This window comes from Actinoplanes cyaneus (assembly GCF_016862095.1).
In the GTDB taxonomy this organism is placed as follows: Bacteria; Actinomycetota; Actinomycetes; order Mycobacteriales; family Micromonosporaceae; genus Actinoplanes; species Actinoplanes cyaneus.
This window is the reverse complement of record NZ_BOMH01000045.1, coordinates 210089-230619: the sequence shown is the minus strand read 5'-3', so window position 1 is coordinate 230619 and position 20531 is coordinate 210089. Positions and strand designations below refer to the sequence as shown.

Sequence of the window (20531 nt, the reverse complement as noted above, 5' to 3'; positions counted from 1 at the left end):
CCCGCGGCGTTCGCCTGCCACACCTCGACCAGCTGGTTCGCGACCGGCCGCCCGTCGCCGTCGAGCACCCGGCCGGTGACCACGATCCGCTCGCCGAGCGGGGTGCCGGCGTGCTGGATGGTCAGGTCGGCCTCGTCGTCGGCGACGTCACGGTGCCCGAACGCCGGAGCCCACAGCTCGACCGATTCCGGGTCGATGAGGTGCAGGGGCTGCTTGGGGTGCCGCAGGATGCTGCTGCGGTACGGCGCATAGTCGATCCGGGGCTGTGGGCCGCCCGGCTGCCGCGCCGCCGCTTCGATCTCCTGGTTGATCTCAGCCTGGGTGTTCATCTCTGCGACGCTAGGCGGTCAGGGTTGCCCGGGGCGACACCGGGCTTCCGTTGAACGGAAAGGTATCCGATGGCGAAGAGCGTGACGGCGCGGGCGCTCGACCTGCTGGGGGTGTTCGACTCCGAGCACCGCAGTCTCACGCTCAGCGAGCTGGCGCGGCGCACCGGCACCCCGCTGGGCACCGCGCACCGGCTCGTCGGCGAGCTGGTGAGGTGGGGCGCGCTGGCCCGGGAGCCGGACGGCGGGTATGTGATCGGGCGGCGGATCTGGCAGCTGGGCCTGCTCGCGCCGGTGCAGAGTGAACTGCGGACCGCGGCCAGCCCGTTCCTGCACGACCTCTACGGGGCCACGCTCGCGACAGTGCACCTGGCCGTCCGCGACGGGCTCGAGGTGCTCTACATCGATCGGCTCGCGGGGCACGTGTCGGTGCCGGTGGTGAGCAAGATCGGGTCACGGCTGCCGCTGCACGCGACCGGGGTGGGCAAGGTGCTGCTGGCGTATGCCCCGGACGACGTACGCGCGAATGCTCTTCAGAATCTGACCCGGGTCACCGCCTACACGGTCACCCAGCCGGCTCGGCTGCTCGAGCAGCTGCGCCGGGTCCGCGCTGAGGGGTACGCGACCACCGGCGAGGAGATGAGCCTGGGCGCCTGCTCGGTGGCGGTGCCGGTGCGCAACGGGGACGCGGTGGTGGCCGCGCTCGGCATGGTCGTGCCCGATCTGCGGCGTCAGCTGCCACGCCTGGTGTCGGCGTTACAGGTCGCGGCGCAGGGCATCGGGCGTACGCTGGCTTCCGTCCAGTGGAAATAGCCCCTTGCCGCAGCGCCGTCCGCCGCTGAAGGTGGTGGCATGCGTACCCAGGTCGCCATCATCGGCGCCGGCCCGGCCGGACTGCTTCTGTCCCATCTGCTCGCCCAGGGCGGCGTCGACTCCGTGGTCCTGGAGACCCGCTCGGAGGAGTATGTCGCGGCGCGGATCCGGGCCGGGATCCTCGAGCACTCCAGTGTCGAGCTGCTGGAGTCCGCCGGGCTCGGCGCCCGGTTGCGCGCCGAGGGGGACGAGCACCGCGGGATCTACCTGCAGTGGCCGGGCGAGCGGCACCACCTCGACTTCGTGAACCTGACCGGCCGGTCGGTCTGGGTCTACGGGCAGACCGAGGTGCAGAAAGACCTGATCGCGGCCCGTCGCGCGGCCGGGCAGGAGATCCACTACGAGGTCAGCGACGTCGAGCTGCACGACCTCGAAGCGTCTCCGTACGTGACGTACACCGACAGCAACGGGCGTAGCGCACGGATCGACGCGCTTGCCGTCGCCGGCTGCGACGGCTCGTTCGGGGTCTCGCGCAAGGCCGTCCCGGCGGCGGAGACCTTCGAGCGGGTCTACCCGTACTCCTGGTTCGGCATCCTCGCCGACGTCGCGCCCTCCACCGACGAGCTGATCTACGCCTGGCACCCGGACGGCTTCGCCCTGCACTCGATGCGCTCGGCCACGGTCAGCCGCCTCTACCTGCAGGTCCCGAACGGCACCGACCCGCAATTCTGGTCCGACGACCAGATCTGGGACGCGCTCGCGACCCGCCTCGGGCACGGGCAGAACGGGTGGAAGCTCACCCCGGGCCCGATCACCGACAAGAGCGTGCTGCCGATGCGCAGCTACGTGCAGACCCCGATGCGGCACGGCAACCTGTTCCTCGCCGGGGACGCCGCGCACATCGTCCCGCCGACCGGCGCGAAGGGCCTCAACCTGGCGATCGCGGACGTGGCGCTGCTCAGCAGGGCGCTGGTCGCGCGCTTCGCCGGGAAGGACGATCGGCTCGCCGACGCGTACTCGGAAACCGCGCAGCGGCGGGTCTGGCGGTGCACGCACTTCTCCTGGTGGATGACGACGATGCTGCACACCTCCGGGGACCCGTTCGACGCGCAGCTGCAGCTCTCCCAGCTGCGGTGGGTGGCGTCGAGCGAGGCCGGGGCGACCGGCCTCGCCGAGAACTACGCCGGCCTGCCGATCTTCCTCTGAAGCAGGGACTCGAGCGCTTCACGCAGGGGCGGCGGCACCGGGAACCGCACGCTGAGCCAGTCGAGGATGACCCGGGCCGCGGCGGCGTTGCCGAGGTAGCCCGGGACCATCCCCTCCAGCGGCAGGACATGCGGCGGATAGGTTCGCTCGACGCGACGGGAATCATCGAAGACGTCGCGGTACGGCGGTTCGCCCGCACTCAACCGCAACAACGCGATCACGCGGTCCACGGCGTGGCCCTGGATGAAACGGGCCGCGCTCAGGTGCTCGCCGCGCAGGTCACGGTGCAGTCCGACGTACAGGTTGGCGAGGGCCTCGTTGAGGTGGAACTCGACGGTGTCGAACGGCGGGCGCGGCACCGGGGCGTCGGACTCGGTGAGGCCGGGCGGGGCGTCCGGCCGCCGCCACACCACCCGGGCGCCACGGAACGGGACTCTGCGCAGCTCGGGGACGGTGAAGACGCCGTACTCCAGGAAGATCCCGTCGGCGAAGAGCGCCTTACGGCCGTGGCGCTCGTGGGCGAAACTCCACACCAGCGGGCAGGTCGTGGCGAGCCAGTCGGTCTCGGTGGCGTACCGGCTGGTCGCGCCCTCCTCCACGACCAGGAAGAAGTCCAGATCGGAGTGATCGTCGAGACGTCCCCGCTGGGCGCCGGCGGACCCCAGCCCGAGCAGCGCGATCGTGTCGTCACGGGCGGCCACACGGCCGGCGATCTCGTCCAGGCGCTGCAGCGTCGGATGCATACCGAGCTCCTCCGGGTAGATATCGGTGGATCCCTAAGGAGCATCACGGATCCGGGCCGTCTACCCAAGCCCTAACGTCCGAGTGGTACGGCGACGGCCGTGCGCACGAACGGGGGAACATCGGCGGGACGGCTCGGCGACTGGCTCGGCGCCCTCCCTCCGGTGTTGGTGTTCGTGGGTGGTCGCGGCCCTGGTGGTGGCCGAGGCGGCGCTGCCGGCGGGAACCTCGCGTACCGGCGCGCCGCCTCGACACCACCGGGCCGGCACCTCGCACAGGCCGAGGAACTCTTCGCACGGCACGGCGGACGAGCGATCTTCATCGGACAGTGGATCGCCGACGCACGGACGGCGGACAGGTGGTGATCGCGGCGGTCAGACGAGCCGGCCCTCGTCAGCCTTGTCGTAGGGCCGGATCTCGTCCAGCCGGCCCTCGCGCACCTTGGTCGGCCAGGCCGGCTCGGAGAGCAGCGCGCGGCCGAGCGCGACCAGGTCGAACTCGCCGCGTTCGAAGAGTTCGAGCAGCGGGGCGAGGCTCAGCGTCGGGGCCGGTTCCTCGTCCTCGCCGCGGAAGGCCTGTGCCACGCCGACCGAGCCGATCGCGACGACCGGCAGCCCGGTCACCTTCTTCGTCCAGCCGGCGAGGGTCAGTGACGAGCCCTCGAAGGCCGGCAGCCAGTACCGCCGGGTCGACACGTGCAGGGCGCTGACCCCGGCGTCGACCAGCGGGGCGAGGATCTGCTCCAGCTCGTCGGGGCTGTCGGCGATGCGGGCGTCGAAGTGGCCGCCCTTCCACTGCGAGAACCGGAACAGCACCGGGAAGGCGGGCCCGACGCTGTCGCGGACCGCGGCCACCACCTCGGCGCCGAGCCGCGCCCGGTTCGCCGGGCTACCGCCGTGCGCGTCGCCGCGGCTGTTCGTGCCGTTCCACAGGAACTGATCCAGCAGGTAGCCGTGCGCTCCGTGCAGCTCGACGCCGTCGAACCCGGCCAGCTGCGCGTCGCGGGCCGCGCGAGCGAACGAGGCGACCACCGCGTCCAGGTCGGCGGCGGTCGCCGGTTCGCCGACCACGGCGCCGTCGGCGCGCCGGCCGGACGGGCTCAGCACCGGCGCGTCCGGGTGCGGCGGCGCGCCCGCGGTCCGGGTGGCGCCCAGGTGCCACAGTTGCGGGACGATCCGGCCGCCGGCCGCGTGCACGGCGTCGGTGACGGCACGCCAGCCGGCCAGCGCGTCCTTGCCGTAGAACCGCGGCACCCGGTCACTGGACCCGGCCGACGCATGATCGACGTAGGTGCCCTCGGTGACGATCAGCCCGACGTGCGGCGCCCGCCGCGCGTAGTAGTCCGCGACATCCTGGCCGGGCACCCCGCCGGGCGAGAACTGCCTGGTCATAGGCGCCATCACGAACCGATTGGAAAGGTCGACACCGCCGAGTGCGTACGGCGTGAACAGCGGCGCCGGGTCCCCGGCCGCTCCGTCCGTCGTGGTTTCGATAGTCACACCACGATCAAATCAACCCGGTCCCCGGTTAATCCGACCGCCGCCGCCGTGTGGCGCATGTCATACCATTCACATGGTGATTGCCGGTGATCCGTCGTCCGGTGACCGCGGGCCACGCCTGCTCGCTGGAACCGCGCGCCGGCCGCGCCGGCCCGGACCCGGTCGACCGGTCCCGCCTCCCGCTCGGGCGTGAACCCGCCGGACGACCAGCGCTCTCATGTCGCCACCGCGAAGTCCGCGTGACAGCCTTCGTGGGCGAGGTCCTGCACCCACAGGCCGACCATGGCGCCGGTGAACCCGAGCGCGAACACCTGATCGCCGAGGTGCTCGACGGCGTGCTCGTCGGAGAGCACTGTCGCGTCCGCGGTGACGCCCAGGTCCGTTCCGTCCGCGGCGAACCGCAGCACCGGCCCGTCGAAGGCCAGCTCCAGCCGGCGCGGGCTGCCCGTGCCGTGGAACAACACCTCCCGCCGCCCGTGATCACAACCGGTCAGGGCGAACCCGTCCGCAGTCAGGGCGAGGTAGTACCAGTTGCGGCTGTTGTAGAAGGCCGTGATCCCCGCCGACTGATGCGGGCTGTCGGTGGTGAACGTGACGTCGGCGGCGAACGTCTCGGTGCGGCTGCTGATCGGCCGGGCGAGCAGGCTCGGCGCGCGCCGGCCGTACGCGGATTGTCCGCCCCTGATCCGGATCGGGTCACCGAACTCGACCCAGTCGGCCGCGACCGCCCGCCGCAGCCCGCTCCACGGTTGTTCCTGATCCGGCCACGGGTGGGCGGCCAGCGGGCTGGAAACCTCCACGGCGGGCCTTGCTCCGGCGATCCGCGGCCACCCGTTCACCCAGGTGACCTGCTGCAGAGCGGTCTCGCGCCCGAGCACACACGGCCCGAGCTCGCCGTACGGCCGGGCGGCCAGATGCGCAGCGAACCACTGCCCGTCCGGTGTGGCGACCAGGCTCGCGTGCCCGGCCTTCTGCAGCGCCAGCCCCGGATCGTCCCGGGAGGTGATCAGCGGCCCGGCCGGGTCCGGCTCGTAGTGCCCGAGCAGCTCCCGCGACCGCAGCACGAGGGCCCCGTGCCGCCAGCCGGTGCCGCCCTCGGCGACGAGCAGGTAGTACCAGTCGCCGATCCGGTAGAGGTGCGGCCCTTCGGTGACGCCGTGCTCGGTCAGCCCGTGGATCCAGTGCGGATCGCCGACCGGTGTCGTGCCGTCCAGCCGTTGCACTTGGACCCCGGCGAAGCCACGGCTGCCGGGCGTACGGTCGATCGCCATGTTGACCAGCCACGTCGTCCCGTCAGCGTCGTGGAACAGCGACGGGTCGAACCCGCGGCTGGGCACCACGACCGGCCGCTCCCACGGCCCATCGATCCGCGGTGCGGAGGTGAGCATGACGGTGACGTCCTTGTGCCCGAACGCGTACGCGTCGACCACCCCGAACACCAGGTGGAACCGCCCGTTCGCGTACGTCAGGTCGGGCGCCCACACCCCGCCGGAGTCCGGCACCCCGCGCAGGTCGAGCAGTTCCTGGGTGTCCAGCGCCCCGCCGAGCGGCCGCCAGTGCGCCAGGTCCCGCGAGTGGTGGATCTGCACCCCGGGATGCCACTCGAACGTCGACGTGGCGATGTAGTAGTCGTCGCCCACCCGCAGGATCGCCGGGTCCGGGTGAAAGCCGGGCAGAATCGGATTCCGGATCAGCATTGTCGAATTGTGTCCCCGATCAGGGTCGGGCACCGGACGGCGGCGAGCCACCAGGGCTGACGCTCATCTTCACCGGCGCCGCGCGTGCGCCCGGCCGCCCGGCCCGTGCTGTTCCTGGCCGGCGACTCCACCGGCTGCGACCAGGGGATCGCGCCCTATCAGGAAAAGCCCTTGTCGCGGGGTGGGACCTTGTCGTCGTAGGCGCCGATTCTGCCGCGGTGGCGGGAACCGTCGAGGAAGGGCCACGAGTTCGGCTTGCAACCGTGCAGGCCGAGCGTCTGCTGCTGCATGACCGGGGCGAGGTCGCCCTTGGCGGGGCAGAGCTCGTGAGCCTGGCCGAGGCGGTGGCCGACCTCGTGGTTGATCACGTACTGGCGGTAGACGCCGAGGCTCGCGCCGTAGTCCGGGACGCCCTTCGCCCAGCGTGCGACGTTGATGACGACGTTGTCGTGGGCGCGGCACGACGTGTAGCCGTCGGCGGCGCCCTCGCACATCGCATCGCGCGTCTTCGGGGTCACCAGCCAGATCGTGAAATCGGCCCGATCATCCGGGCCGACACGCTGCAGCCGCCACTCGCCGCCGGCGGTCCAGCTCCGCGGATCACGCAGCGTCGCGGTGGTCACCGCAGCGAACTGCGCGGCCGTGACACCGTGGATGTCCCTCTCGACGGCGACCCGATAGTGCAACAGCGTGCCCTTGCGGCCGGCCGGGGCGGCGGTCTCCCGCGCGGCGACCGCGTACTTCCGGCTGCCGCCGGCCGGGTAGGTGACGCGAGCCGGGGCAGTGGACGGCTCCGGCGGGCCCTCGATCGCCTCCGTCTCCGGGGCGGTCGCCACCGGCGCCGGGGGCGGCGACTGGGCCCGCACGGCGGCGCCACCGCCCATCAGCCCGTAGCCCACGATCCCGCATCCGGCGAGAATGAGAACGGCGGCCAGGATCGACAGTCGAGTTGATCTCACGAAATCCTGACGTACGCGGGCGGGTCAGGGTTGCACCCTCGTGGCGTACGTCATTCGGCCATCGGCAGGATCGCGCGGCTGCGCCCCGGGCGTGGTAGGCCTCGTCAGTGGACCTCGGTCGCCGCGCGGGCGAAACCCGCGGCCTCCTGCTGCAGCGAGGACCGCATCTTGCCGCCGAACAGCGCCGAAGCAACGCCGGCCGCCCAGCCGGCGGTCTCCAGAACGAGAGTCATCCGGGTGCCCGTGCCTGCCGGCTCCAGCAGGTGACGGCCGGTCAGGCAGAGACCGGCACGTTCGGTCCGCCAGGTGAAGACGCGCAGCGGTTCGAGCTGGGTCACGGTCCAGGTCGCCTTGCTCTGCCCGGGCTGTTTGAGCCGCGCGGCACTGCCCACACGCAACTCGCCGTCTCGGATCCCGGGATGGTCGAACACCTCCCTCCGGCCGGCATCATGCTGGGCGGACACGTAGGAACTGGCCTGTTCGTTGAGCCACCAGGGAGGAAGACTCATCGCCTGAGCCACGTTCCGGGCTTCCTCCAACACCACGCCGTGCGGTACGAATGTGGCGTCCACGTCCCGCGTCACCCGTTCAGCATCGTAGGCAAGCGCCATCGCCGCTCCGCCGACGATGAAGAGGTCGGCGACGACACCTCGACGGACGAGGCGATCACCGAGCGCGGCGAAGGCTCGTTCAAGCTCCGCACGACCCATGAGTCCGTCGTCACTCATGCCGCCTCCAAGTCACGGGCGGCGAGGTAGACACCGTGCTTGCGGAAGGCCGCCGGAGCCCACACCAACGCTTCCATCCGCTTGGAGCGCAACGAGGAGGGAAACCACGGAGTGTCGAGAATCCGCGATCGCGACCACTCCGGTGGAGCAAGATCGAGCTGGGCGGCGAGATGCTCGGCCAAAGCGGCCAGCAAGGCGTCCCACTGATCGTTGCCGCACCGCGATGGCTCATCGCGGAAGAGTTCCGGCTTCTTATCGGCCGGCTCCCACCGGTACTCTTCGAGGAACTCCCAGACGTGCTTCCACCTGACCTTCTCCTCCTGCTGACGACACAGGTGCTCGGCAAGGTCAGTCATCGTCATCGGCCGGTACGCCATGGTTGTCTCACGCCCCGACTCCGGTGTTTGCCCTGGATTCGCTACCTCTGATTCTACGGGGCCCGGCACCGGCGGCAGCGCGTGGCAGTCAGCGACCCCACCGAGTGCATGAACGGCTGCGACCGATCGGTTCTCGCACGTACATGTGACCGCTCATGGCGCAAATCTTGCCAGCCATTGCCGCCACACCCCGAGGACAGGCCCGGCGGAAACCCTGAGCCGCGGGTGGGCCGGTGCCCGGTGTGAGGCTTGGCGGGTGTCCGTCGGGGGTAATGCGGGCACACTGACGGCCGGGGGTGCTGATGAGTCTGGAAAAGGTGATCTTCGGGTTCTTCGTGCTGCTCGCGGCGACGTTGAACTTCGGCTTCTTCATCGGTGACCTCGCCGATCCGAAGCTGCACAACGAGTATGAGCTGTTCGCCGCGGTCGTGGTGAACCTGATAGCCACCGTGCTGAAGTTCGGCGACCGTACGCAGATCGGCGCGGTGCACCTGGCCACCAGCCTGGTGGCCGATCTGCAGCTGATCGCGGCCACCCTGGCCTGGATCTGGGCCACGCAGGTCTCGGCGGGCGGCCTGGACGCCGGTTCGATGGCCGCCGTGGTGTCGCTGTCCGGCGGCGCGCTGCTGGCCAACATCGTCTCCGTTGTCCTGCTGGTCGTCGAGACCGTGTCCTTCCAGCGGCGCTGAGCGGCAGCCGTGCCCGGATCGCAACGGTGGTGGATGCCCGGCCACGACGAGCGGCGGCCGCGTGAGGCACGCCGCTGGACGCGGATGGCCGTCTCCGTGCAGGGACCGCCGACCGTCTTCCTGGTCCTGCGCCGGATGCGGGTTCCGCTGATCGTGCTGATCACCATCTTCGCGGTGAGCGTGCTGGGCCTGACGCTGATCCCGGGTCGTGACGGCGCCGGGCAGGCGGCGCGGATGGGCTTCTTCGACGCGTTCTACTTCATGAGCTACACGGCGACGACCATCGGGTACGGCGAGATCCCGCACGCGTTCACCGGCGCCCAGCGGCTCTGGGTGACGGCGACCATCTACCTCACCGTCATCGGATGGGCCTACGCGATCGGTTCCCTGCTGACGCTGCTGCAGGATCGCGCGTTCCGGCAGGCTCTGGCGTTGCAGCGTTTCACGCGGACGGTGGCCCGGCTGCGCGAGCCGTTCCTGCTGATCGCGGGGTACGGGCAGACCGGCCAGTTGCTCGGCCGCGAGCTCGACGCGCTCGGCCGCCGGCTCGTGGTGATCGACACCGACGCGGAACGGGTGGACGCGCTGGACATCGACGCCTACCGCTCGGACGTGCCGGGGCTGTCCGGTGACGCCCGCAACCCGCAGACGATCGAGCATGCCGGGCTGGGCCACCCGTACTGCGAAGGGGTCCTGGCCCTGACCGACGACGACGAGGTGAACCTGGCCGTCACGATGACTGCCGCCCTGGTGCGCCCGGAGCTGCCGGTGATCGCCCGCACGGTGTCGCCGGCCGTCGAGCACCGGATGGCCGCGTTCGGTTCCCCCACGGTGGTGAACCCGTTCGACCGGTACGGGGATCACCTGCGGCTCGCCCTGCGCGCCCCGTCGTCGTACCAGTTGATGGTGTGGCTCGAAAGCGGGCCGGGCGCCGAGCTGCCGGAGCGGTCCCAGCCGCCGCGGGCCGGGCGCTGGGTGCTGTGCGGCTACGGGCGGTTCGGCCGGGAGCTCACCGAGGACCTGCACGCCGAGGGCCTCACCGTCACCGCGATCGACATCCAGGCGCAGGCCGGGGCCGAGCCGTGGGTCATCGTCGGCGACGGGTCCGAGCCGCACGTCATGGCCGAGGCCGACCTGGCGCACGCGGTCGGTTTCGTGGCCGGCACGGACAACGACACCACCAACCTGTCGCTGGTCGCCGCCGCCCGCCACATCAACCCCGACCTGTTCGTCGCGTCCCGGCAGAACCGGCCGGAGACAGCACCGCTGTTCGCCGCCATGGAGATCGACTCCCTGCTGGTGCCGGCCGAGGTGGTCGCGCACGAGATCTACGCGCAGCTGAGCACCCCGCTGCTGTGGCGCTTCCTGCGGGAGATGCCGGCACTCGGCGACGAATGGGCCCGGGCCATGGTGGAGCGCCTGCGGCAGCATTGCGGGAGTCGCCTGCCCGGGCTGTGGCGCACGACGCTGGACGCGAACGACGCGCCGGCGCTCACCCGCCGGCTGCGCGACGGGCAGGCGACGCTCGGCGATCTCCTGCGCGATCCCGACGACCGGGAGCAGCGCCTCGACATCGTCCCGCTGCTGATCCTGCGGGACGGGCAGGCGACGCTCGGACCGGCCGACGACGACGTGCTCCGGGCCGGCGACGAGATCCTGCTCGCCGGGCAGCCGTCGGATCAGCGGGCGCTGCTGGACACGTTGACCATCGACTCGGTGAGCCAGTACGTCCTGTACGGCCGTCGCGTGCCGTCGAGCTGGATCCTGCAGCGGCTGACCCGCACCCGCCCTTAGGGTGCGTTGTCAGCCGGAGGTGGGCCGGCGTCAGTCGAGCAGCGGCCCGGCGTGGCCCGCCAGGCACTGCCAGCCGTCCGGGCCGGCCACCCAGATCAGGGTCAGCCGCATCCGGAACGTGCGTGGCTGCCCGTCGCGAGCCACCACATCGGTCACCTCGGCGGTGAGCACCGCCACCGTTCCGGTCACCTGCACGTCCACCCCGGAGAGCCGCTGGTCGAGCCAGCGGAGCGTGCCGGGGTCGTTGCCCGCCAGGTAGGCTGCCCGGTCGCGGACGTCGCCGCGGTGTGTCGTCCACCGCAGTCGCGGGTGATGCAGGCGTTCCAACCGCTCGATGTCCCCGGCGATCAGCGCGGCGGACCGGGCCGACACGGCGGCGAGCACATCATCTTCGACCGACATCGACCCAGACTAAGAAAGCCCGCCTCGGTACGCAGGCAGGCGCGCAGGCAGGCGCGCAGGCAGGCGCGATCACGTACCCCGGTCCATAACGAGAAGTAGCTACTACATCACTCTAAGTCACACTTGCCCGAGGCTGCGCGAGCGGATCATCGCGCGTCCGAAAGGCGGCATTTCGTCCGCTGAGTCCCCGATCCGCTACGACCGACGTCGGCCGCAACGGTGGCGGCGGCCGCCGCCGCGGTCGAAGCCTGCGATCAGCCAAGCAGTTTTCTCCGGCGAACCGACTGACGGAGCCAGGACCTTCGGGCAAATCCCGCCGGCGGGCATTACGCACAGTCATGTTCAGTGTGATCATCAAGGGTGCATGCCTGACCTGTCGCCTGAGCCGCGGCCGTCGGCAGCCCCTCGCGCTCCGCCGCGGGCCCAGCACCGTCTTCCACAGAAGTGAGTCCCATGTTGCAAGGCCAGGCGAAACCGTCCCGATCCGTCGGGTTGTGGTCGGCCCACCGGAGGTACGGACCCCTGGCGCTGGCCGCCCTGGTCGTCCTCGCCGGCGTCGGCGGTCTGAGCGTGGCGGCCGCGGCCGCGCCCGACACGACCGCCCCGGGTGTCCCGGGCAGCCTGAAGACGGCCTACTACGGCCGGGTCGGCGTGTCGGTGAGCTGGGGCAAGGTGTCGGCGTCGGACACCGCGGGGTACCGCGTCTACCGATCCGCCGGCAAGACCATCGTGCCGGCCACCGATCTGCTGGGCAGCACCACGGCCCTCACGTTCACCGACACCACGGCGGCTGCGGACAAGACCTACTACTACGCGGTCGCCGCCATGGATGCCTCCGGCAACCAGTCCAAGCCGTCCAGTGCGATCACGGTGAAGACCGTCGACACCGCCGCCCCGGACAAGCCGGCCAACCTCAAGCTGTCCGCATCCGCGGCCGGTGTCGCGGTGAGCTGGACCGCGACCGGCGCCGTGCCGGACCTCGCCGGCTACGTGGTGGCCCGCTCCTCGTCGTCGGGCGGCACCTTCAGCCAGCTCACGGCGAGCCCGTACACCGCGACATCGTTCCTGGACACGACGGCCCCGGCCGGCAGCACGTCGTACTACCGGGTCACGGCCGTCGACCGCACCGGCAACGCCTCGTCGGCGGCGACCGCCTCGGCGACCCGGCCGGCCAGCATCACCACTGCGCCGCCGGCCCCCACCGGGTTCAAGGCGACGGCGGCGGCCACCGGCGGCGCCACGCTGACCTGGACCGCGAACTCCGGAACGGCCACCACGGGCTACGTCGTCACCCGCGCCGGCGCGGCGGCGGGCCCGTACACGACGGTGACCGCGACCCCGGTCACCGGCACCAGCTACACCGACGTCACCGCGCCGGCGGGCGCGACCGCGTACTACCGCCTCACCGCGGTCAACGCGGCCGGGTCCTCCGCGCCGGTCTCGGCCTCGGTGACGATCCCCAAGGACACCACACCCCCGGCGAAGCCCGGCAGCCTGAAGCTGACCGCCGCCACCAGCGGTATCACCCTGACGTGGCCGGCCGTCACCGGATCCGCCGACCTGCGCGGTTACCTGGTGTACCGGGCGAGCTCGTCCAGCGGGGCGTACAGCCAGCTGACCGCGACCGCGCTGACCGCCAGCACGTTCACCGACACCACCGCGCCGGCCGGCGCCGCCTCCTACTACCGGGTCACCGCGGTCGACACGAGCGGTAACGCTTCCTCTCCCGCGACGGGATCGGCCACCCGGCCGGTCGATCGCACGGTGCCGCCCGCCACCCCGGCGGGCTTCAAGGCGGTCGCCGGCAGCACCGGTGGCGTCGTCCTGACCTGGACCGCGAACGCGTCGGGGACCACCACCGGCTACGTCGTCTCGCGGGCTGCCGCGGTGACCGGCCCGTTCACCGCGCTCACCGCCACGCCGACCACCGGCACCACGCTTACCGACTCCGGCGCGCCGACCGGAGCGACGTCGTACTACCAGCTCACCGCGGTCAACGGCACCGGCGCCTCACCGGCAGCCTCCGCCTCGGTCGCGCTTCCCGTGGACACGAAGGCGCCGGCCACGCCGTCCTCCCCGAAGGCCACGGTCGCCACCGCCGGCATGACGGTGACGTGGGCCGCGAACAAGGAGACCGACCTCGCCGGCTACACCGTGCAGAAGCGCAACGGCGACGGCGTCTACGTCGCCTACCTGCCGGCCGCCGGTGCCACGCTCGCCGCCACGACGTTCACCGACCCGACGATCACCGAGGGCACTCACGCCTACTTCCGGATCCGCGCGGTCGACACCACCGGCAACATCTCGGCGTACGTGTCGGTCACGGCGGCGAACCCGATGGTGAAGCCGGCCGCGCCCACCGGCGTCAAGGCCGCCCCGAGCGCGGACCACGGCATCACACTGACCTGGACGGCGAACAAGGAGACCGACCTCGCCGGCTACAGCATCAGCCGCTCGTCCAGCAGCGGCGGCAGCTACGTCGTGCTCGGCACGCTGACCGCCGCCAAGGCCGGCACGGCTCCGGCCTTCACCGACACCAGCGCGCCCAAGGGTGTTGCGCAGTACTACCGGGTCACCGCGCTCGACCTGGTCGGCAACGTCTCCGCGGTGTCCGGCACCGCGTCGGCCACGTCGGCCACCGACCCGATCGCGCTGCCGGTGGACTACGCGCACCTCTACGTCGCCGCGGACGGCGCCAACGGCGCCTACCGGACGATCGCGGCCGCGCTGGCCGCCGTCCCGGCCACGAACCTGCAGCCGACGATGATCACCATTGCGCCGGGCACGTACCACGAGACGTTCGAGGTCACCTCGCCGAACGTGGTCCTGGTCGGCGCCACCGGCGACCCCGCCGACGTCGTCATCGCCGACGACAAGGCGTCGGGCACGGCGGACCCGGCGGGCGGCACCTACGGAACGGCGGACAGCGCGACCGTCTTCGTGTCGGCGAAGAACGTGACGCTGCGGAACCTGACCGTGGCCAACACCTTCGACGAGAAGGCGCACCCGGAGATCACCAGCCAGCAGGCTGTCGCGCTGCGGGTCGAGGGCGACCGGTTCACCGCCGACCACGTGCGGCTGCTCGGCAACCAGGACACGCTGCTCGCCGACACCCCCAAGCCGACCACCCGCTCCCGGCAGTACTACGTCGACAGCTACATCGAGGGCGACGTCGACTACGTCTTCGGCGCTGCCGACGCGGTCTTCGACCGGGTCACGCTGCGCTCGCTGGACCGCGGCAAGTCCGACAACGGCGCCATCACCGCGGCCAGCACCGACACCGGCAGCAAGTACGGCTTCCTCTTCGTCAACAGCAAGGTCACCAGCGCCGCGCCGGCCGGCACCGTGCACCTGGGCCGGCCGTGGCACCCCAGCGCCGACCCGGACGCGATCGGCTCGGTGGTGTTCGCCGACACCTGGCTGCCGGCCGCGATCGCGACCGACGCGCCGTGGGAGGACATGGCCACCGCCGACTCGACCGGTACGAAGGTCAACTTCCGCTGGCAGGACGCCCGCTTCGCCGAGTACCGGAGCATCGGCCCGGGAGCCACGCCGAACGCCAACCGGCCGCAGCTGACCGCCTCGCAGGCCGCGAACGCCACCCCCGCCAAGTACCTCGCCGGCAGCGACGGCTGGAGCCCGATGCTCCCGGCGAGCACCGCCGCACCGGCCTCGCCGAGCGGGCTCGTGGCCGCCACCGACACCCGGGTCGTGCACCTGACCTGGAACGACGACACCTCCGCCGACGTGATCGGCTGGAACGTCTACCGCGCCGACGCCGGCACGGCCACGCTGACCAAGGTCGCCGGCGTGGTCTCCCCGACGTTCAGCGACACGACCGTGACGAACGGCGCGAGCTACTCCTACGCCGTCACCGCGGTCTCCCGCGGCGGCGCCGAGTCGCCGGCCACGATCGGAGCCACCGTCGAGGTAGCGGCCGCCCCGCTGGTCACCGACCTCACCGTCGACCCGGCTGCGACCCCGGACGGGACCACCACGTTCACCACCCTCACCGCCGCGCTCGCCGCCGCTCCGGCCGGCACCGCGACCGACCCGACCGTCATCTCGGTGGCCAAGGGCACCTACCGCGAGTACCTCACGGTCGCCAAGCCGTACCTCGTCATCGTCGGCGCCACCGGCACCGCGACCGACGTCGTGATCGACGGCAACCGGGCCGCCGGCACCCCGATCCCCGGGGCCGCGCCGAACCCGGACGGCACCGTCGCCACCTACGGCACGTCCGGCAGCGCCACCGTGGTGGTCACCGGCAACGCGGTGCAGATGCGCGATCTGACCATCCAGAACTCCTACCAGGAGGGCACGTACGCCAGCGGGCAGGCGGTGGCTCTGCGCACCACCGGTGACAAGCTCGTCTTCGACGATGTGCGGCTGCTCGGCAACCAGGACACCCTCTACGCCAACTCACCGGCGGCCACCACACCGTCCCGCGTCTACTTCCACGACGCGTACATCGAAGGGGATGTCGACTTCCTCTTCGGCCGGGCCACCGCGGTCTTCGACCACAGCACGCTGAAGGCGCTCGACCACGCGACCTCCCCGAACGGGGCGGTGACCGCGGCGAGCACCGACATCAGCCAGAAGTACGGCTTCCTGATCACCGCCAGCCGGATCATCGGCAGCGCCCCGGACGGCTCGCAGAACCTCGGGCGCCCGTGGCAGCCCGGCAAGTCCCAGGCCGACGGCACCAGCGTCAAGGACGACAACGCCCTGGGCCAGGTGGTCGTCCGCGACAGCTGGCTCGGCTCGGTGGTCAGCGGCACGGCGACCTGGACCAACATGGTCAACAGCGGCGTCACGACCGACTGGCACACCGCCCGGTTCGCCGAGTACGCCAACACCGGCCCCGGCAGCACGACCACCGCGAGCGCCGACCGGCCGCAGCTGACCGCCGAGCAGGCCCGGGAGTACACCGCGGCGGCGTACCTGGCCGGCACCGACGGCTGGAACCCGGTCGCCGACGCGGCCACCGACGTCGCACCTGCCGCGGTCACCGGCCTGGTCGCCGGGGGCGCCGACAAGGCTGTCACCCTCACCTGGAACGACAGCGTGGAGAGCGACGTCACCGGCTACCGCGTCTACCGGGCGGCGGCGGGCAGCGTCAGCACCGACCCCGACCAGTTGGTGGCCACCGTGACCAAGGCGGCGTACACCGACAAGGCCGTGACGAACGGCGTGACGTACACCTACACCGTCGTCGCGGTGGACGCGGCCGGCAACGCCGCTCCGGCGTCGGAGGCGGCGACCGCCACCGCGAATGTCGTTCCGCTGGTCGCCGACGTGACGGTGGCCGCCGACGGCAGCGGCGACCACACCACCCTGCAGGCCGCGGTGAACGCTGCCCCGGCCGGCACCGCCGCCAGGCCGACGGTGATCCTCGTCAAGCCCGGCACCTACCGGCAGGTGGTGACGATCGCCAAGCCGTACCTGGTGATCGCCGGCACCTCCGGCAACGCCCGCGACGTCGTGCTGACCTTCGACAACGCCAACGGGACGCCGGCCGGGCCCACCACGTGCCCGAGCGTCACGACGGCGACGTGCGGCACGTCCGGCAGCTTCACCGTCGCGATCACCGCGAGCAACGTGACGGTCCGCGATCTGACCATCGCGAACACGTTCGACTCGGCCAGGCACCCGGAGATCGGCTCCTACAACACCCAGGCCGTGGCCCTGAAGGCGACCGGCGACCGGCAGGTCTACCGCAACGTCCGCCTGCTCAGCGTGCAGGACACCCTGCTCGCCGACTCGGCCGGCGCGATCTCGGCCACCGGCGGCGGCTACGCCCGGCAGTACTACTACGACAGCTTCATCGAGGGCAACGTCGACTTCGTCTTCGGCCGCGCCACCGCCGTCTTCGACCGGGTCACCATCCACGCCACCACCCACAACGGCGGGACGATCTTCGCGCCCAGCACGGCGTCGAAGAACCCATACGGCTACCTGGTCACGAACAGCCGGATCGTCAGCGCCAACGACCCCGGCACGTTCGCGCTGGGCCGGCCCTGGGCGGGGTGGGCCGACGGGACCCAGCCGGACAACTCCCGCGGTCAGCTCACCATCCGCGACACCACGGTGAACGACGGCATCGACGCCGCCAAGCCGTGGGCCGACTTCGCCCCTCTCCAGTGGGCCGACGGGCGGTTCACCGAGTACCACAACACCGGCGCCGGAGCGGCCGTCAACACCAACCGCCCGCAGTTGTCCGACGCCGACGCCACGACCCGTACGGCCGCGGCGTACCTCGCCGGCACGGACGGCTGGAACCCGGTCGCCGACGCCGCCGCCGACGTGGCCCCCGCCGCACCCGGCGGTGTTGCCGCCCGCGGTGGCGCCGGCCAGGTCACGCTGAGCTGGGACGAGAACACCGAGTCCGACGTCACGGGATACCACGTCTACCGGGTCGAAGGGACCGGTGCCGTTCCCGTCGACGCCGCGCACCAGGTCGGCGGCGGCTTGCTGACCAAGGCCGGCCTGGTCGACACCGGGCTGACGAACGGCACCACGTACGGGTACGTGGTGGTCGCGATCGACGCCCCCGAGCACGCCTCCGCCGCCTCGGCGACGGTGACCGCCAAGCCCGCCCTGCACGTGGACGCGACGGTCCGCGCCGACGGCACCGGCGGCTACCCGACGCTGCAGGCCGCGATCGACGCCGCTCCGGGCACCGCGAACTGGGTGGTCTCGGTCTCCCCGGGCACGTACCCGGGCCCGGTGACCGTGGCCAAGGCGAACGTCACGCTGGTCGGCGCGACCGGGGACCCGGCCGACGTCGTGATCACCAACGGCACCTCGGCCGCGGCGCTGTCCGTCACCGGCTCGGGGGTCACGGTGAGCGGGGTGACGGTGCAGAACACCACGGCCTCCGGTGCGGCGCCGGCGGTGTCCATGAGCGGCGACAAGGTGCTGCTGGAGCACGTCGTCCTCAAGGGCACCAACCGGACCGTCTTCGCCGACACGTCCACCTACACGGCCGCCGCCCGCCAGATGATCCAAAATTCGGCCATCGAGGGGACCGGCGACATCGTGCTCGGCCGCGCCACCCTCGTGATCGACAAGACGACCATCAAGGTCAAGGGCAGCGGCGGTACGGTGCTGACGCCGAGCACCGCCGGCACGTACAAGGGCATGCTGCTGATCAACAGCACGGTGGAGACGCCGGCCGGCGTGACCGGCGTGCAACTCGGCAGGCCGTACCGGGCCTGGGGCGACCAGTACACGCCGAACTCGGTGGGTCAGGCCGTCGTCCGCGACACCGCCCTCGGCGCCGGTCTCGACACCGCGAAGCCGTGGGGCACCGGGCCGGCGGGCGAACCGTGGACCCTGGGCCGGCTGTTCGAGTACGCCAACACCGGCGACGGCGCGGCGGTCAACGACAACCGCCCGCAGCTGAGCCCGGCCGACTCCGTGCCGGTGACCGTCGCCGACTGGCTCGGCGCCGCCACCTGGTACCCGGCCGTCGCGGCCCCGGCGGCACCCGCCGACGTCACCGCGCCGGCCACCCCCGGCTCCCTCACCGCGACCGCCGGCGACGCTGCGATCGGTCTCACCTGGGTGGCCGGCGGGGACAAGGACCTGGCCGGCTACCGGCTCTACCGCAGCACGGGCACCGCCGTCGCCATCGGCCCGGCCACCCTGGTCGCGTCCGGCCTGACCGGCACGTCGCACCGCGACTCCGGCCTGGCCAACGGCACGGCCTACACCTACGCGCTGGTCGCGGTCGACGCCGCCGGGAACACGTCAGCGCCGGCGACGGTGCGGGCCACCCCGGCCGACAGCGCGCCGCCCGCGGCACCGGCCGGGCTCAAGGCCGGCGCCGGGGACGGGAAGGTCACGCTGACCTGGAACGCCAACCGCGAGGGCGACCTGGCCGGGTACAACGTGTACTCCGGCTCGACCAAGCTCAACGGCGCCCTGATCACCGGCAGCACCTACACCGTGACCGGCCTGGACAACGGCACCACGTACCGCTACACGGTCACGGCCGTGGACGCCGCGGGCAACGAGTCGGCCGTCTCCGCGCAGGTCGAGGGCGTCCCGGCGCCCGGGGACAGCACCGCGCCGACGGTGCCGGCCGGGCTCAGGACGATCCTCGGCAAGGGCTCGGTGACCGTCACCTGGTCCGCGGTGGGCGACGGCGACCTAGCCGGCTACGACGTCTACCGGTCGACCGGCCGCGCGGCACCGAACCTGCTCGCCGCGGGCCTGACCGGCACGTCGTTCACGGACGTCACCGGGGCGGCAGGCACGGCGTACTCGTACACCGTCGTCGCCACGGACACCGCCGGCAATGCCTCCGAGGCGTCGGCCGCCGTGTCCGCGACCCCGGTCAAGGTCGACATCGTGGTGGCCGCCGACGGCTCCGGCGACGCGACCACGGTGGCAGCCGGCATCGCCCTGCTCGCCGACAACGCCGACTACACCACCCAGGGCTATCGCGTGGTGCTGGTCAAGCCGGGGACCTACCCCGGGGTGATCGCCAGCGGCAACCGGTACGGCGTGACCCTGCTCGGCGCGACCACCGACCCGGCGGACACCGTCGTGACGGCCGGCGGCACCGGGGCGGTGGCCACGGCGACCCTGTCCGGCAACCAATGGACGTTGCGCAACCTGACGGTCGCCAACACCAACGGCGCCGCCACGCCCGGCGCGCAGGCGACCGCCCTGCAGGTCAAGAGCGGGGACAAGGACGTGTTCGACAACGTCCGATTTCTCGGCGACAAGCAGACCCTGCTGCTCAGTACGGCGAACGTGACCACGTACAGCCGGATGTACTTCCACGACGCCTACCTCGAAGGGGGTGCGGACCTGGTGCTCGGCCGGGCGGTGGCGGTGTTCGACCACAGCACGTTCCACGTCCTGGCCCGCTCCGGCGCGAGCATCACGGACTCGTCGATCAGCAGCGCATCGCCGTACGGATTCCTGATCACGGACAGCACGATCGTCACCGACGGCCCGGCGAACTCGGTCTACCTCGGCCGGCCCTACAGCACCACGGGGCAGGCACAGGTCGTCGTTCGTGACTCCGTCCTCGGCGCGGCCGTCAACACCGCCCAGCCGTGGAACAACTGGGACGCCGCCACGCCGTGGACCGCCGGGCGCTTCTTCGAACATCGGAACAGCGGACCCGGTGCGGCAGTGGTCAGCGCCGCCACCCGACCGATGCTCCCGGACGCCGACGCGGCGACCTACACCGCACCGAAGTACCTCGCCGGCGCCGACGGCTGGAATCCGACCGTCAGCTGACCGGCTCGGCAACCCGCGGCACGCCGTCTCCCGTCTTCC

General features: G+C 71.8%; 13 protein-coding genes. 5 read left to right on the top strand and 8 right to left on the bottom strand.

The window, feature by feature from the left end:
* The coding region (locus Acy02nite_RS30845; RefSeq protein ID WP_498063722.1) for a dioxygenase family protein at nt 1-329 on the bottom strand (329 nt) is incomplete at its 3' end.
* Nucleotides 330-398: 69 nt separating this feature from the next.
* Here Acy02nite_RS30845 and Acy02nite_RS30840 point away from each other — a divergent pair.
* Complete coding sequence (locus tag Acy02nite_RS30840; protein ID WP_203747648.1) at nt 399-1139, top strand: IclR family transcriptional regulator; 741 nt, start codon at nt 399-401, stop codon at nt 1137-1139.
* Between the two features lie 39 nt (nt 1140-1178).
* Nucleotides 1179-2345, top strand: coding sequence for a 4-hydroxybenzoate 3-monooxygenase (locus tag Acy02nite_RS30835; protein WP_203747645.1), 1167 nt, complete (start codon nt 1179-1181; stop codon nt 2343-2345).
* Here the strand turns inward: Acy02nite_RS30835 and Acy02nite_RS30830 are convergent.
* The 6 genes from Acy02nite_RS30830 to Acy02nite_RS30805 form a co-directional block, all read right to left on the bottom strand.
* On the bottom strand, nt 2318-3088 hold the full coding sequence (locus Acy02nite_RS30830) for a hypothetical protein (RefSeq protein ID WP_203747642.1): 771 nt from the start codon (nt 3086-3088) through the stop codon (nt 2318-2320). The two genes, Acy02nite_RS30835 and Acy02nite_RS30830, sit on opposite strands and share 28 nt — an antisense overlap.
* Before the next feature lie 372 nt (nt 3089-3460).
* Nucleotides 3461-4585, bottom strand: a complete 1125-nt coding sequence (locus Acy02nite_RS30825; protein ID WP_239175367.1) for an NADH:flavin oxidoreductase — start codon at nt 4583-4585, stop codon at nt 3461-3463.
* Between the two features lie 215 nt (nt 4586-4800).
* Nucleotides 4801-6282, bottom strand: a complete 1482-nt coding sequence (locus tag Acy02nite_RS30820) for a glycoside hydrolase family 43 protein (RefSeq protein WP_203747639.1) — start codon at nt 6280-6282, stop codon at nt 4801-4803.
* A gap of 158 nt (nt 6283-6440) precedes the next feature.
* Nucleotides 6441-7241, bottom strand: a complete 801-nt coding sequence (locus Acy02nite_RS30815; RefSeq protein ID WP_239175366.1) for a DUF3152 domain-containing protein — start codon at nt 7239-7241, stop codon at nt 6441-6443.
* A gap of 104 nt (nt 7242-7345) precedes the next feature.
* Nucleotides 7346-7969 (bottom strand): SRPBCC family protein, encoded by a 624-nt coding sequence (locus tag Acy02nite_RS46735; RefSeq protein ID WP_239175365.1) that lies wholly within the window; start codon nt 7967-7969, stop codon nt 7346-7348.
* Nucleotides 7966-8331: a hypothetical protein gene (locus Acy02nite_RS30805; protein ID WP_203747625.1), complete on the bottom strand. Its 366-nt coding sequence runs from the start codon at nt 8329-8331 to the stop codon at nt 7966-7968. The genes Acy02nite_RS46735 and Acy02nite_RS30805 overlap by 4 nt, the downstream gene beginning before the upstream one ends.
* A gap of 317 nt (nt 8332-8648) precedes the next feature.
* Here Acy02nite_RS30805 and Acy02nite_RS30800 point away from each other — a divergent pair, with 317 nt between their 5' ends.
* Together Acy02nite_RS30800 and Acy02nite_RS30795 are read left to right on the top strand one after the other, a co-directional pair.
* The gene (locus tag Acy02nite_RS30800) at nt 8649-9035 is read left to right on the top strand and encodes a DUF6394 family protein (RefSeq protein ID WP_203747623.1); all 387 of its coding nucleotides are present in this window, start codon (nt 8649-8651) and stop codon (nt 9033-9035) included.
* Between the two features lie 33 nt (nt 9036-9068).
* Entirely contained in the window at nt 9069-10829 is a 1761-nt protein-coding gene (locus tag Acy02nite_RS30795) for a potassium channel family protein (RefSeq protein WP_203747620.1), read from the top strand.
* Between the two features lie 30 nt (nt 10830-10859).
* Here Acy02nite_RS30795 and Acy02nite_RS30790 read toward each other — a convergent pair whose 3' ends face one another.
* Nucleotides 10860-11231 carry a nuclear transport factor 2 family protein gene (locus Acy02nite_RS30790; RefSeq protein WP_203747617.1) on the bottom strand — a complete coding sequence of 124 codons (372 nt, stop codon included), beginning with the start codon at nt 11229-11231 and terminating at the stop codon, nt 10860-10862.
* Between the two features lie 453 nt (nt 11232-11684).
* On the opposite strand from Acy02nite_RS30790, the gene Acy02nite_RS30785 reads away from it, so the two are divergent.
* Nucleotides 11685-20492 (top strand): pectinesterase family protein, encoded by an 8808-nt coding sequence (locus Acy02nite_RS30785; RefSeq protein ID WP_203747614.1) that lies wholly within the window; start codon nt 11685-11687, stop codon nt 20490-20492.
* The last annotated feature ends 39 nt before the right edge of the window (nt 20493-20531 follow it).